At 67.5% G+C, this 14,521-nt stretch carries 12 protein-coding genes and 1 tRNA gene; 6 read left to right on the top strand and 7 right to left on the bottom strand.

From position 1 onward, the window contains the following. Positions 1-123 precede the first annotated feature (123 nt). Positions 124-2,004 (bottom strand): phosphoenolpyruvate carboxykinase (GTP), encoded by a 1,881-nt coding sequence (locus tag IRG63_RS08860; RefSeq protein ID WP_193509902.1) that lies wholly within the window; start codon positions 2,002-2,004, stop codon positions 124-126. Positions 2,005-2,144: 140 nt separating this feature from the next. Here IRG63_RS08860 and IRG63_RS08855 point away from each other — a divergent pair, with 140 nt between their 5' ends. After that, entirely contained in the window at positions 2,145-3,578 is a 1,434-nt protein-coding gene (locus tag IRG63_RS08855; protein ID WP_193509901.1) for a helix-turn-helix domain-containing protein, read from the top strand. Here IRG63_RS08855 and IRG63_RS08850 read toward each other — a convergent pair. Further along, complete coding sequence (locus tag IRG63_RS08850) at positions 3,545-4,687, bottom strand: glycerate kinase (protein WP_227411981.1); 1,143 nt, start codon at positions 4,685-4,687, stop codon at positions 3,545-3,547. The genes IRG63_RS08855 and IRG63_RS08850 overlap by 34 nt on opposite strands. Before the next feature lie 79 nt (positions 4,688-4,766). Further along, positions 4,767-5,126 (bottom strand): iron chaperone, encoded by a 360-nt coding sequence (locus IRG63_RS08845; RefSeq protein ID WP_168626671.1) that lies wholly within the window; start codon positions 5,124-5,126, stop codon positions 4,767-4,769. Between the two features lie 137 nt (positions 5,127-5,263). Between IRG63_RS08845 and IRG63_RS08840 the strand changes: the two genes are divergently transcribed. Beyond that, positions 5,264-5,671, top strand: a complete 408-nt coding sequence (locus IRG63_RS08840) for a YciI family protein (protein ID WP_168626672.1) — start codon at positions 5,264-5,266, stop codon at positions 5,669-5,671. Between the two features lie 21 nt (positions 5,672-5,692). Then, positions 5,693-6,832, top strand: coding sequence for an RNA polymerase sigma factor (locus IRG63_RS08835; RefSeq protein ID WP_227411980.1), 1,140 nt, complete (start codon positions 5,693-5,695; stop codon positions 6,830-6,832). Here the strand turns inward: IRG63_RS08835 and IRG63_RS08830 are convergent. After that, a complete protein-coding gene (locus IRG63_RS08830; protein WP_168626674.1) occupies positions 6,829-8,346 on the bottom strand; it encodes a SulP family inorganic anion transporter in 1,518 nt (505 codons plus the stop codon). The genes IRG63_RS08835 and IRG63_RS08830 overlap by 4 nt on opposite strands. Positions 8,347-8,829: 483 nt before the next feature. Here IRG63_RS08830 and IRG63_RS08825 point away from each other — a divergent pair, with 483 nt between their 5' ends. After that, positions 8,830-10,014: a M20/M25/M40 family metallo-hydrolase gene (locus tag IRG63_RS08825; protein WP_168626675.1), complete on the top strand. Its 1,185-nt coding sequence runs from the start codon at positions 8,830-8,832 to the stop codon at positions 10,012-10,014. Continuing rightward, positions 10,011-11,492 (top strand): aminotransferase class I/II-fold pyridoxal phosphate-dependent enzyme, encoded by a 1,482-nt coding sequence (locus tag IRG63_RS08820; RefSeq protein ID WP_168626676.1) that lies wholly within the window; start codon positions 10,011-10,013, stop codon positions 11,490-11,492. Before IRG63_RS08825 ends, IRG63_RS08820 begins: the two co-directional genes overlap by 4 nt. A 6-nt stretch (positions 11,493-11,498) precedes the next feature. Here IRG63_RS08820 and IRG63_RS08815 read toward each other — a convergent pair whose 3' ends face one another. Further along, entirely contained in the window at positions 11,499-12,179 is a 681-nt protein-coding gene (locus IRG63_RS08815) for an MIP/aquaporin family protein (protein ID WP_168626677.1), read from the bottom strand. A gap of 96 nt (positions 12,180-12,275) precedes the next feature. On the opposite strand from IRG63_RS08815, the gene IRG63_RS08810 reads away from it, so the two are divergent. Continuing rightward, a complete protein-coding gene (locus IRG63_RS08810) occupies positions 12,276-13,577 on the top strand; it encodes an FAD-dependent oxidoreductase (RefSeq protein ID WP_370566217.1) in 1,302 nt (433 codons plus the stop codon). 173 nt (positions 13,578-13,750) lie between these two features. On the opposite strand, the gene IRG63_RS08805 is transcribed toward IRG63_RS08810, so the two are convergent. Both IRG63_RS08805 and IRG63_RS08800 read right to left on the bottom strand, forming a co-directional pair. Further along, positions 13,751-13,823: transfer RNA gene (locus IRG63_RS08805), tRNA-Arg, on the bottom strand. A 47-nt stretch (positions 13,824-13,870) separates the two neighbouring features. After that, entirely contained in the window at positions 13,871-14,470 is a 600-nt protein-coding gene (locus IRG63_RS08800; protein ID WP_168626678.1) for an arginyl-tRNA synthetase, read from the bottom strand. Between the last annotated feature and the right edge of the window lie 51 nt (positions 14,471-14,521).

Raw genomic sequence — 14,521 nt, 5'->3', positions numbered from 1 at the left:
TTCCGCCACCATTCTGGCGGGGATCGCGGAGGACGGCGCGCGCGACGCGAGCGCAATGCTGCTCATACCCACTAAGACGAGGCAGGCGCCCCGAACGTTGGGTGCGAGCGCGAGAGAGGGGTGTCAGGCGCTCTCGGTGTTCTCGAGACGCTGCCGGATGGCGGCTAGCTGGCGTCGCATCGCTTCAGGAGTGCGGTCGCCGAACTGCTCGAAGAACTTTTCGGTGTCGTCGAGCTCAGCGAGCCACGCATCACGGTCGATGGCGAACAGCTCGTCGAACGCCTCGTCGGACACGTCCAGGCCATCCCGATCGATTCCACCCTCGGTCGGCACGAGGCCGAGCGGGGTGTCCTTGGCGGGCACCTGCGCGTCGACGCGCTCCAGGATCCAGGCGATCACTCGAGAGTTCTCGGAGAACCCGGGCCACAGGAAGCTGCCATCCTCGCCGCGGCGGAACCAGTTGACCTGGAAGATGCGCGGCAGCACGGCGTTCTTGCGAAGCTCGGAACCGACCTTCAGCCAGTGCGACCAGTGGTCGGCCATGTTGTAGCCGCAGAACGGCATCATCGCAAACGGGTCGCGACGCAACTCGCCGACCTTGCCCTCGGCCGCCGCGGTGCGCTCGGACGAGACCGTTGCGCCCATGAACACGCCGTGTTCCCACTCGCGGGCCTCGACGACGAGCGGCACGTTGCTCGCGCGACGGCCGCCGAAGATGATCGCGTCGATGACGACACCGTTCGGGTCATCCCACGTGTCGGCGATCGTGGGGCATTGGCTCGCGGCGACGGTGAACCGGGAGTTCGGGTGCGCTGCGGGACCGTTGGCCGGATCCCACGGGCGACCCTGCCAGTCGATGAGGTTGTCAGGCGCCTTGTCGGTCATGCCCTCCCACCACACGTCGCCGTCCTCGCGCAGCGCGACGTTGGTGAAGATGGTGTTGCCCCAGATGGTGTCGATCGCGGTCTCGTTGGTGGACCGGCCGGTGCCGGGCGCGACACCGAAGAAGCCCGCTTCTGGGTTGATCGCGCGGAGGCGGCCATCCGGTCCCGGCTTCAGCCAGGCGATGTCGTCGCCGATGGTCTCGACCTTCCAGCCAGGGATCGACGGCTTGAGCATTGCGAGGTTCGTCTTGCCGCAGGCCGACGGGAACGCGGCGGCGACGTGGAACACGCGGCCCCGCGGGTTGGTGACCTTGAGGATGAGCATGTGCTCGGCGAGCCAGCCCTCATCCCGTGCGATGACGGATGCGATGCGCAGCGCGAACGACTTCTTCGCGAGCAAAGCGTTGCCGCCGTAGGCGGAGCCGTACGACCAGATTTCGCGGGTGTCCGGGAAGTGGGTGATGTACTTCTTCTCGTTCGACGGCCACGGCACGTCCGCCTCACCCGGGGCGAGAGGAGCGCCGACGCTGTGCACAGCCGGGACCCAGTCGGTGTAGCGGCCGAACTGAGCGAGAGCCTGCCCGCCCATGCGCGTCATGATCGCCATGCTGGCGACGACGTAGGGGGAGTCGGTCACCTGCACGCCGAGCTTGGCGATCGGGCTGCCGATCGGGCCCATCGAGAACGGGATGACGTACATGGTGCGACCGCGCATGGCGCCATCGAACAGTTCGAGGAGGGTTGCGCGCATCTCCTTCGGATCGCGCCAGTTGTTCGTCGGGCCGGCCTCATCGGGGTCCTCGGTGCAGATGAACGTGCGCGCCTCGACGCGAGCCACATCCTTGGGGTCGCTGCGAGCGAGGAAGCTGTACGGCCGATGTTCCGGGTTGAGTCGGATGAGGGTGCCGTCATCGACCATTTTCTTGGTCAGGTGATCCCATTCGGCCTTCGAGCCGTCGCACCAGACGACCTCATCCGGTCGGGTGAGGGCGGCGATCTCGGCGACCCATTCAACGACGTCCTGAGGCGCGTTGTCGGGGGCGCCTCCCATCGAATGCGTGGGCTCGACACCCAGCGCTGATGTTCCCGACTCGGAGTTGCGGGGGGCGGTGAGTGTCATCGTCTTGCTCCTCAATTCCTCAGCCGGAAGCGGACTTCGCCGGCTTCAAATCCTTGTCTAGTAACACTTTGCGCGTCATTCCGGAGATTTCGCAGTGAAAGTGGTCGAAAGATCGCTGATTCTTTCACTATTGTGAATTCATGACTGATCTCGCCACCTTAGGTCAACGCATCCGGCATTACCGGGGCAGTGCCAATCTCACCCTCGAACAGCTCGGTGCGACAGTGGGAATCGCAGGCAGCCAGCTCTCGCTGATGGAGAACGGCCGTCGCGAGCCCCGGCTGTCCGTGCTGCAGTCGATCGCCGCCGCCCTGAAGGTCGAAGTCTCCGACCTGCTGGACCCCGCACCTCCGAGCCCGCGCGCAGCCATGGAGATCGAGTTGGAGCGCTTGCAGCGCAGCGCCGTCTATGCGGGACTGGGGCTGCCGGTCATCCGGCCGTCGCGCACCATGTCGGACGAGACCCTTGAGGCCATGGTGGGCCTCCACCACGAGCTCGCTCGGCGCGCCCGCGAGGCGATCGCGACGCCGGAGGAGGCGCGCAGGGCGAACACGGAGCTGCGCCAGTACATGCGCACGCAGAACAACTACCTGCCGGCCATCGAGGAGCTCGCCCAGGAGCAGCTGCGCGCTGTCGGTCACGCCACCGGCGCGCTGACGCACCGCTCGGTGAACTTGATGGCGAAGCGACTCGGGTTCGAGCTCATCTACGTGTCCGACCTGCCGCATTCGACCCGGTCGGTCACCGACCTGGAGAACGGCCGCATCTATCTGCCGCCGGCTTCCATCCCCGGTGGGCACGGCCTGCGGTCGATGGCGCTGCAGGCGCTCGCGCACCGCCTGCTCGAACATCACGAGCCGGAGAGCTACGCAGAGTTCCTCAGGCAGCGGCTCGAGATCAACTACTTCGCCGCCGCGTGCCTCATGCCGCTCAAGCAGTCCGTCGATTTCCTCGGCAAGGCGAAGTCGGACAAGAACCTGGCGGTGGAGGACTTCCGCGACGCGTTCGGTGTCACCCATGAGGCCGCTGCGCTGCGTTTCACCAACCTCGCGACCACGCACCTCGGGATGACGGTGCACTTCCTGCGCGTCGGCGAGGACGGCGCCCTGTACAAGGGCTACGAGAACGACGGGCTCAACCTGCCGACCGATGTCACCGGGTCGACCGAGGGGCAGATCGTCTGCAGGCACTGGGCAGCGCGCCGCGCGTTCGAGCGCACCAACCGCACGACAGAGTTCTACCAGTACACCGATGCGCCGACTGGCACCTACTGGTGCTCGACCCAGATCGGGACGGCGGCGAGCTCGGAAGAGTTCTCGATCACCTTCGGCGTTCCGTTCGCGGATGCGAAGTGGTTCCGCGGCCGGGAGACGACCTTCCGGCAGCAGTCGAAGTGCCCGGATCCAAGCTGTTGCCGTCGTCCGTCGCAGGAGCTGTCGCAGCGCTGGTCGCACAAGGCATGGGCGAGCGCACGCATGCACGCGCACGTGCTCTCGCCGCTGCCATCCGGTACCTTCCCCGGCGTCGACGACACCGAGCTCTACGACTTCCTCGAGGCCCACTCCGAGTCGTAGTGCGGGGGAGTGCCGGGGGAGCGGGTGAATCCCTGAGCGAGGATCTCGCCTGCGACCTCCAGCCAGCCCTCCGGGTCGGCGAGTGAGGCCTCCGGTGACCCGGCCAGCTCGGCGAGCGAGAGCGGCTGGAAAGTGGTGGGCATACCCGCTTCGACGACGCCGGCGACGATGATCGTCCGCTTCCCTTCGGCGAGCTCGATGACGCCGCCGACGACCTTGCCGCTCAGCGAGGTTCGGTCGAACCTTCCCTCACCCGTGATTACGACATCCGCATCCCGGATTGCCTCGGGGAGGCCCGTGAGCTCGGCGATGAACCGCCCGCCCGGTAGCAGCTCAGCGCCCAGAGCGGTCGCGAGACCGTACCCTGTGCCGCCTGCGGCGCCGGCGCCGGGCCTCGAGGGGTCGCCGCGCAGGAATTGCGACAACCGGTCGAGTGCGTGGTCGAGCAGCTCGACCTGACCGTGGTCGGCGCCCTTCTGCGGTCCGAAGACGAAGGCTGCGCCGTGTGGCCCAGTCAGTGGCGCGTCCACGTCGGTGAGGAGGACGATGCGCTCGGCCACGTCGTTGACTGCGGACAGGTCGATGGCGCGAAGCGTGTTGAGGTGACCACCGCCATCCGGCAGCTCCCTCCCGCCAAAGTCGAGGAACCGAGCGCCGAGCGCGGTGAGGGCGCCCGTGCCGCCATCGGTGGACGCCGATCCGCCCAGCCCCACCATGAGACGGCGGATGCCGGTCGGCGCGAGAGTGGTCACGGCGTCGCGGATTACCTCACCGAGTCCGCGCGTCGTCGCGCCCAGCGGGTCGAGCGTGGCCATGAGTGGCAGCCCGGAGCTCTGCGCGAGCTCGACGGCCACGAGCCTGCCGGGCAGCTCGAGCCAGTCCGCGCGAGTGGGCACACCGTCCGGCCCGGTGACCGTGACGGTGTGCCGAGTGCAGTCGGGAATGGCCGCCTCAATGGCGTCGAGGGTGCCCTCGCCGCCGTCGGCTTGCGGGAGCAGCACCAGGTCGTCGTCCGGTCGTCTCCTGCTCCATCCGCGGGCAATCGCGTGCGCAACTCGGGTGGCGCTGGTCGACCCCTTGAAAGAATCCGGGGCGAGGACGACTCGCATCCGCCCAGTGTCCGGTGTGCGCCTGTGACTTTGCATGGTTCGCCGCCAGTTCACGGCAAATCCGGTGACGGCAGCCGGGTCAGGCGCGTTCCTTGCGCTCGGCGAGCAGTTCCTCGACGGTGCGCCGGATGAGGTCGTGCGGAAGCGGCTTGCCGAGCGGGAACTTCAGCGTTCCCTTGCCCGAGCGGAACGGTTCCAGTTCAGCCAGGAGCTGCTCGTCACGCCCCGGCACCGGGTAAATGCTGACGTGCTCCGTCCATCCGGAGACATAGACGACGTACTTGCCGTCGACCTTGAACGTCGGGATCTGATAGCTGATCACCTCGTCGGCATCCGGGATCACCGAGCGGATGACGCCGCGTACCTCATCGACTGCGGCGAGGACATCGGGCGACAGCGACCTGTCGTATTCGTCGACCGTCTCGAACTTCTGAGCCATGGGATGCTCCCGTCGTCGTTGCGAGAAAACCTACACCGCGATCGCCGGACCGGCGACGGATGTCGAGAATCCACTTGCGGCTCCGTCCTCGGAATGAACACGGCCACAATGGGCCGTACTGCATGAAGGAGAACACGATGACCAAGTACCTGTTGCTCAAGCACTACCGTGGCGCGCCAACTGCGGTCAACGACGTGCCGATGGACCGGTGGACGCCCGAGGAGATCTCGGCGCATATGCAGTACATGGACGACTTCGCCGCGCGTCTCGAGAATTCCGGCGAGTACGTTGGCGCGGCTGCGCTGTCGCCAGAGGGCACGTTCGTGCGCTTCGACGGCGACGGGCGTCCCCCGGTCACGGACGGTCCATTCGCGGAGACCAAGGACCTGATCGCCGGGTGGATGGTGATCGATGTCGAGAGCTACGACCGGGCGCTGGAACTTGCCGGCGAGCTGTCCGCGGCTCCGGGCGCCGGCGGCAAGCCTATCCACGAGTGGCTCGAGCTTCGCCCATTCCTCGCCGCGCCCGAGACCATCACGGAGTGACGGACGGTGGATGAGGCCCTGTTGCGGACCCTCACCCCCGCTGTGATCGGGATCCTCGTCCGCCGCGGAGTTGACTTCGCGGCGGCCGAGGATGCCGTGCAGGACGCCATGGTCGAAGCACTGCGCGTGTGGCCGGATGATCCGCCGCGGGATCCGAAGGGTTGGCTGGTCGTCGTGGCCTGGCGCAAGTTCCTCGACACGGCCCGCGCCGACGGCTCCCGGCGACAGCGAGAGGTGATCGTTGAGAGCGAGCCTGTGCCTGAGCCGGGCCAGGCGATGGACGACACCCTTCAGTTGTACTTCCTGTGCGCTCATCCCTCTCTGACACCGGCATCCGCAGTCGCGCTGACGCTGCGCGCGGTCGGTGGTCTGACCACGCGCCAGATCGCGAAGGCCTACCTCGTGCCGGAGGCGACGATGGCGCAACGGATCAGCCGGGCGAAGCGGACAGTGTCGGGCGTCCGATTCAACCAGCCGGGCGACGTCGCCACCGTGTTGCGGGTGCTCTACCTCGTCTTCAACGAGGGCTACTCCGGTGACATCGACCTCGCGGCCGAGGCGATCCGCCTCACCCGCCAACTGGCCGAAGAGACCAGGCATGAGGAGGTGGCCGGCCTGCTCGCACTGATGCTTCTTCACCACGCACGGCGCCCGGCACGGATGCGCCCGGACGGCAGCCTGGTGCCCCTCGCCGAGCAAGACCGCAGCTTGTGGGACACCGCGATGATCTCCGAGGGTGTCGACGTGCTCCAGGCAGCACTCATGCGTGATCGGCTCGGGGAGTACCAGGCTCAGGCCGCCATTGCGGCACTCCATGCGGATGCCCGCACGGCGGATGACACCGACTGGGTGCAGATCGTCGAGTGGTACGACGAACTGCTGCGACTCACCGGCAGCCCGGTAGTCCGTCTCAACCGCGCTGTCGCAGTCGGCGAGGCGGACGGTCCGCGAGCCGGACTGGCTGCCCTGGCGGACCTCGATCCTTCCCTGCCCCGCTTCACCGCGGCCGCTGCCTACCTGCATGAGCGTGACGGTGACCTTGTGACGGCAGCGCAGCTCTACGCGGATGCCGCGCAAGCAGCGCCGAACCTCGCAGAGCGCCACCACCTCACACGACAAGCGGCGCGGCTCAACGCGGAACTCCGCGCGAGGGACAGCTAGCCGGCGCCTAGGTTGCCCGCGAGCCTCTCGTGCATCGCTGTACTCGCCTCGTTCATGCCGACGATCACGACCCGCTTTCCGTAGCGCTCGTACTTGGTGGTGATGGCGTCCAGGGCGGCCACCGTTGAGGCATCCCACACGTGCGAATCGGACATGTCGATCACCACCCGGTCTGGGTCATCCGCGTACTCGAACTGTGTCGTGAGGTCGTGGCTGGAGGCGAAGAACAGCTCCCCGGTGACGGTGTAGTAGGCGGTTGGCACGGTCTCGTCGGCTGGCAGCGTGCGCTCCACCGTTGCGAAGTGGGCGACGCGGCGGGCGAACAGCACCATCGCCGCGATGACACCGATGATCACCCCGATTGCAAGGTTATTGGTGGCGACGACAATCGCGACGGTGATCACCATGACCGCGGTCTCGCTCTTCGGCATGCGCTTCAATGTCGCGGGACGGATGCTGTGCCAGTCGAACGTGGCGACCGACACCATGATCATGACTGCGACCAGGGCGGCCATCGGGATGACAGCGACGACATCACCGAGCGCGACGACGAGAATCAGCAGGAAAACGCCGGCCAGGAACGTGGAGATCCGGGTGCGTGCGCCGGACGCCTTCACGTTGATCATGGTCTGCCCGATCATCGCGCAGCCGCCCATGCCGCCGAAGAGGCCGGAGAGCACGTTGGCCGCGCCCTGACCGAGCGCCTCGCGAGTCTTGTGCGAGTGGGTGTCCGTGATGTCATCGACCAGCTTGGCGGTCATGAGCGATTCGAGCAGTCCGACAAGAGCCATCGCCAGCGCGTACGGAGCGATGATCGAGAAGGTCTCCCAGGTCAGAGGCACGTTGGGGATGAACAGTTCGGGCAGGCTCTCCGGCAGTTCGCCCTGGTCGCCAACCGTCGGCACATTCACCGCCGTGACAACGGTCGCAACGGTCAGCAGAACGATCGCAACCAGCGGCGCCGGAACGACCTTGGTGAGCCGGGGCATCCCGACCAGGATCAGCAGCCCGACTGCGACAAGCGGGTAGACGAGCCACGGCACACCGACCAGGTGCGGCAGCTGGGCGATGAAGATCAGGATCGCGAGGGCGTTGACGAAGCCGAGCATCACGCTGCGCGGGATGAACCGCATCAGCTTGGCGACGCCGAGAACGCCGAGGACCAGTTGGAACACACCGGCGAGGATGACGGTGGCGATGAAGTAGTCCATGCCGTACTCGCGCGCAACCGGCGCGATGACGAGCGCGACGGCACCCGTCGCCGCGGTGATCATGGCCGGGCGGCCGCCGAGGAAGGCGATGGACACTGCCATGACGAATGAGGAGAACAACCCGAGCCGAGGGTCGACGCCGGCGATGATCGAGAACGAGATTGCTTCAGGGATGAGCGCCAGCGCGACTACGAGCCCGGCGAGGACTTCGCGGGTAAGGAGGCGCGGGGAACGCAGGGCAGTCATCACCGATGGTTGCGGCGCGTAGCGGTCCCGCGACAGGACGTTCTGGCTGGTGGGCATGGTGGCTCCGTGGTGGCGACGCGAGTGCGTCCAGGCGGATGAGCGCGGCGTCGCGCTGGGAATGCCGGTTCGGCGGCTGTGAACTCACGCGGCTGGCGCGGCAGGTGCGTTCCGGTCAACTCGACACTATCGGACCGGTCTCGAAGCGATTATCAAGAGTGAGGGGACGAAGGGTCTCGTATCAGCGGTGGCGGCGAAAGATGCGCGCGAGTAGGCGTCTCGCCTTGGCGCGCGGCCTGAGAGCGGCATCCGCTCGCTCGCTCGGCACGAAGGTCACCTGCTTGCAGTTGGCACAGTCGAGGATGAGCTCATGTACCGAGAGGCCGGCGCCGTAGTAGGGGTTCTGCTTCGCCGATATCGGCGAATTGCAGGAAGGGCACCTCGTCACCTTCGCAATGTACCTCAGCGCAGCCAGCGGCGGCAGAAGCCCTCCTCGTTCTGGGATGCCGCGGGTTGCTTGCTGGACAGCGATATCGTCGAGGCGTGATCAACAGCAATGTCGGCAGCGCGGCCGTCGAACTCACCGCTGAGCTCGTCGCGATCGACTCGGTCAGCCCGAGCCTGGTACCGGATGCCGCCGGCGAGGCCCGGATAGCCTCACACCTGATGGACCGGCTGGATGCCGCGGGCTTCGCAATCCGCTCGATTCCCGCCCCATCCGACCCTCGACGCATCAGCCTCATCGCCCAACGCACCGGTTCGCGGCCCGGACGCACGGTCGTCTTGAACGGACACCTCGACACCGTAGGGGTGGAGGGGATGCCGGCCCCGTTCTCGCCGCGCATCGAGTCCGGCAGACTGTACGGTCGCGGTGCAAGCGACATGAAGGGCGGCGTCGCCGGTCTGGTCGTCGCTGCCGAACAGCTTGCCGCCGCCGACGTGCCCGGCACCATCATCGTTGCCCTCGTCGCGGACGAAGAGGACGCGAGCGTCGGAGCCGAGGCGGTGCTGCAGGAGCTCCGTGGTGTGACCATGGACCTCTGTCTCATCGCCGAGCCGACCTGGCTCGACATCGCGGTGGCGCACCGCGGCTACGCGGTCGTCGATGTCGCTTTGCGTGGGGCGGGTTCCCACTCGTCGCAGCCGGAGGCGGGCGTCGATGCGCTCCGCGCGCTCGGTCAGGTCCTCACCGCCGTCGCCGATGCGGACGACGAGTTGCGCCGGCGGGAACGGCATCCGCTCCTCGACTTCGGCTCGATGATGGCGACCGTCGCGAGGGCGGGCAGCGCGCCGTTCACCGTCGCGGCAACCGCAGACGTGGTGGTCGAGCGCCGCATCCTGCCGGGGGAGTCTCCGCACGATGCGCTCGACCTGATGCGCGCGCTGGTCGACCCGATCACCGCGGCGACCCCCGGGCTGGCGGGCGACGTGCGGCTCACCCACGCGCGCGATGCGTGGCAAGCGGATGCCGCTGGCAGCGCCGCGGAATTCACCAACCTGCTCAGCGATGCGCTCAGATCCGCCGGCGCGACCCCGCCGGCTCAGGTTGGGGCGCCGTACTGGATGGAGTCGGCACTGTGGCAGGCCGCGGGGGTGCCGACGGTGGTCTGCGGCCCGGCCGGCGGCGGGCTGCACGCGGTCGACGAGTGGGTGGAGATCGCCCAACTCGAGAGGTTCGCTGTCGCAGTCACGGATGCGGTGGAACGATTCCTGGAGGCCGGATCATGACCGCGAACGACCCGCGCGACCCGCGCGGCTACGCCCCGGATGCGCCGTTGTTCGAAGCGTGGCTGCGCTTCACCGGCCACCAGCGAGCCGGGCGGGTGACTCCGTTCAGCATCCCGGGCCACAAGCACCGCCAGGACCTCGTCGGCGAGCTGATTCAGGGCGATGTGCCGATGCTCGCCGGCCTTGACACGATGAAGCAGACCCTTGGGCTGTTGGCCGCGGCGGAGGCGCGCGCAGCAGATGCGTGGGACGCGGACTGGTGCCGCCTCTCGGTGGGCGGGTCGACGCACGCCAACCAGGCGGCGGTGCTCGCGCTCGGCCGTCCCGGACAGTCGGTCATCGTGTCGCGGACCCTCCACCGCTCGGTGCTGCTGGGCATCGTGCTGGCGGGACTGCGACCGGTGTGGGTGCATCCGGAGATCGACGCGGCTACCGGGCTGCCGGGCGCGGTGCCGGTGAGCGCAGTGGAGGCGGCGTTGCACGCGCATCCGGATGCGTGTGGCGTGCTTGTCGGCGATCCGTCCTACGTCGGGACGCTATCCGACATCGCCGGACTTGCCGATGCGGCGCACGCCGCAGGAGTTCCGTTGGTCGTGGACGCCGCGTGGGCAGCGTACTTCGGGTTCTCGCCCGCCGTGCCCGCGCATGCGCTCGGTCGCGGGGCGGATGCCCTCGTGACCAGCGCGCACAAGTCCCTCCCGGCGTGGAGCCAGGCTGCGCTGCTGCTCGCACGCACGGCTCGATCGGGCGGACTGCTCGACCCGGACCGACTGGAGCGGGCGTTCGAGGCATCTCACACCACGAGCGCAGCCGGCGCGATCCTCGCCAGCACCGACGCGTCGCGAGCGCTGCTGCAACGCGACGGGGCAGAACTGGTGGGACGACTTGTTGACCTCGTCGCTTCGGCGCGAGTCAGGCTGGCCGCGGTGGACGGCGTTGAGGTGCTCGCCGACCGCCCGGCCGGGCATCCGCACGGAGCGCTCGCCGTCGACCCTGCCAAGCTGGTCGTGCTTCTGGCCGGCACGGGCGCCCATGGGCACGCGATCGAGTCCGACCTGCTCGCCCAGGGCATCACTCTTGAGATGGCCGACTCTGGTGTGATCGTGCCGATGATCACCCTCGCCGATGACGCGAGCACCGTCGACGTGCTGATCGACGCCATCGTGGCCGCGATCGAGCGGCATCGTGGCACGCCCCAGCCCATCACGCCTTCCGCGGCATGGAGCGTGCGGGCCGAAACTGCTCTTGATCCGAGGACTGCATTCTTCGCGCCGCACGAGACGCTCGACGCCGACGCCGCCATCGGGCGCGTCTGCGCCGAGCTCATCGCGCCGTATCCTCCTGGCGTCCCGGTGCTCGCGCCGGGGGAGATCGTCAGCACCGCCACACTGGACGCGCTGCGGACCACCCTCGCAGACGGCGGCCGCATCGCCTACGCCGCCGACCCGACCCTCGCGACCATCCAGGTCGTCGCGTAGGCAGACCTACCGGACCCGAACAGGATAGAAGTACCGCACCAGCAGGTATCCGATTCCGCCACCGAGAAGCTGTGCGGCGATGAAGCCGAGGGTCGATGACGGAGCGATGCCGGCGAAGCTGTCGCTGAACATCCGCCCGACGGTGATCGCCGGGTTGGCGAAGCTCGTCGAGCTGGTGAAGAAGTAGGCAGCGCCGATGTAGGCGCCGACGGCGGCCGGGATGACGGATGCGCGTCCGGTTCGTGCCAACGCGAAGATCACGAGGACCAGTCCGGCGGTTGCCACAGCCTCGGCGAGGAACGTTGCGCTGGTCAAGCGTTCCTTCGCGCTCCATGAGACCACGGTGGCACCGAACATGAGGTTGGCGAGCATCGCCCCCGTGATGCATCCAATGACTTGAGCGGGAATGTAAGCGGCAGTGTCCCGCCACGAGCGCGACCCGAGCGTGGAATCAACGAGCGACACGACAGGGTTGAAATGCGCGCCACTGACGTGGATGAACAGGAGGATGAGCACCGGCAGCGCAAGGGCGGTCGCAAGCGCGTTCTCCAACAGCTGCAGGCCGACATCGGTGGGCGAGAGACGTTCGGCGGCAATGCCGGAGCCGACCACGACGGCAGCCAGAAGCGCGCTCCCGAGAAACTCAGCCGCGACCCGACGAAGACCAGCGAAGTTCAGCAAAATCATGAACCACATAGTGGCATATATTGACAACCTTCGATGGACGGGTGAATAATTCCGATTGATCGAAGTCCATCGATATTCAGACTCGAAGGTACAGCCGTGACACTTGCCGACCTGGCCATGCCCACCCTGCGCGACTCCCGTCTCGACGGCCTGCCCGTCGCCATCATCGGGGCGGGTCCCATCGGCCTAGCCGCCGCAGCACAACTGCACGAGCGCGGCATCGAGTTCGCCGTCTACGAAGCCGGTAACACCGTCGCAAGCAGCATGCGGTCATGGGGTCACATCAGCCTGTTCTCCCCGTGGGAGTTTCTGGTCGACCCGGCCGCGCGTCGGGTCCTCGAGCCCACCGGCTGGGGCGCGCCGAACGCCTCGCGCCTGCCCTCGGGCTCTGAAGTGGTCGAACGCTACCTCGTGCCGCTGGCGGCAACGGATGCGCTCGCACCCCACATCACGACAGGCGCGACTGTCGAGGCAGTCAGCAGGCAGGGCATGGACCGCACCCGCTCGAGTGGCAGGGACTCGACTCCGTTTGTGTTGCGGATCCTTCGGTCCGACGGCACTCGGGACGAGGTGCTCGCCCGCGCCGTCATCGACGCGTCCGGCACCTACGCCACGCCGAACACCCTCGGCTCCAGTGGTCTCGACCCGCTCGGCCTTCCTGGCGTGGCCGACCGCGTGAGCCTTGCCCTCCCCGATGTTCTCGGGTCCGAGCGAGACCGGTTTGCTGGGAAACATGTCACAGTGGTGGGCGCCGGGCATTCCGCCGCGAACACGCTTCTGAACCTGGTCGAGCTTGCCCGCCAAGGTGCCGGCACCACTGTGACCTGGCTCATCCGCAACCGTTCCGCGGTTCGCGTGCTCGGCTCTGAGGACGACGATTTGCAGGCGCGCGCCTCTCTCGGCGCGCGCATCCAGCAGCTGGTTGAGGCCGGTGAGATCACGGTCGTCGACCGCTTCGAGATCGCCAAGGTTGAGGATGTGGCCGGTCGCATCCGCATCTTCGGCACTCGGGACAGCGAACACGTCGATACCGACCTGATCGTGAACGCCACCGGGTTCCGCCCGAATCTCGACCTGTTGCGGGAGATCCGGCTTGACCTCGACGACATCGTGGAGGCCCCACGAGCGCTGGCGCCGCTGATAGACCCGAACGTGCACAGCTGCGGAACGGTTGAACCGCATGGCTTCGCCGAGCTGCAGCAGCCGGAACCCAACTTCTTCATCGCCGGAATGAAGAGCTACGGCCGGGCACCCACCTTCCTGCTGGCCACCGGGTACGAGCAGGTTCGCTCTATCGCCGCCTGGCTCGCCGGCGACCTCGCATCCGCCCGGGCAGTTGAGCTCAGCCTCCCGGCCACTGGTGTCTGCTCGACTACCAACGCCGCCGGATGCTGCTGACCGGGGCGACATGAACGCGCTGACCGTCACTTCCGCGAGACTGCGGAAATCTGCAGAATGGGGCACCTAAGAGCCCTTTCGTGCAGTCTCGGCGGGTGTACACCGAGTCGCCGCACACTGCTTGTCCGAACTAAGTGGCAGGAGTCCGAACTAGCGTGTCACGTGACAAGATGTGCCCCCAGCAGGATTTGAACCTGCGGCCTTCTGCTCCGGAGGCAGACGCTCTATCCCCTGAGCTATGGGGGCCAGGGCGTGCTCTACGTTACCAGCCGCAGCGGGTCCTGTGCGGCGGGTCAGCCGACCGCGTTCGCCGCTTCAGTCACGAGCGCCTGGGCATCCTGAGCCAACGTGAACCACGCCGAACTCACGGTCACCCATTTATCCCCCTTGAACACCTGCACCGTGCCGACATCGTGCTCGGTCGTGAACCAGGCATCGGCGCCGAGACCGGTCACCGGAGTTCCGGATGCGGCAGCCGCCTTCCGGGCCTCGAACTCCGCCGGCGACGGGATCGAGGCGGTGAAGTCGATCGCCTCACCGCTCGTGGCGTTCACCCAGCGGCACAGCGTGCCCTGGTCTGCAGCTGCATCCGCCGCCGGGGTGCCCGCCGTGGGGGAGAAGCTCCCGGTGAGCGCGAAGTTCGGGTTGAAGTCGTACATGGTCTGCAGGCTGGCGAGCGTCTCACACGGCACGCTGAACGGAGTGGCGCCGGGGTCCGGTTCGATCGTCGCCGTCGGGGTCGCGGTTGGATCGACGCGCGGGCCGGCCGACTCATCCGGCGAGAACGAGGCCGTAGGGCTCGGTTCCGGCTCGGCACCGGGAACGCAGCCGGCGAGGACGCCGATCGTGAGCGTGGCGGCGAAAAGTGCAGAAGAGGCGCGCAAGATGGTCACAACTCCATCTTCGCCTCAGGTGCCGCTCCTTGCGCGCGCACGCGCCGGGGA

It is taken from the genome of Cryobacterium sp. BB736 (assembly GCF_014980265.1).
Lineage (GTDB): Bacteria > Actinomycetota > Actinomycetes > Actinomycetales > Microbacteriaceae > Terrimesophilobacter.
This window is presented reverse-complemented; position numbering and strand designations above follow the sequence as displayed.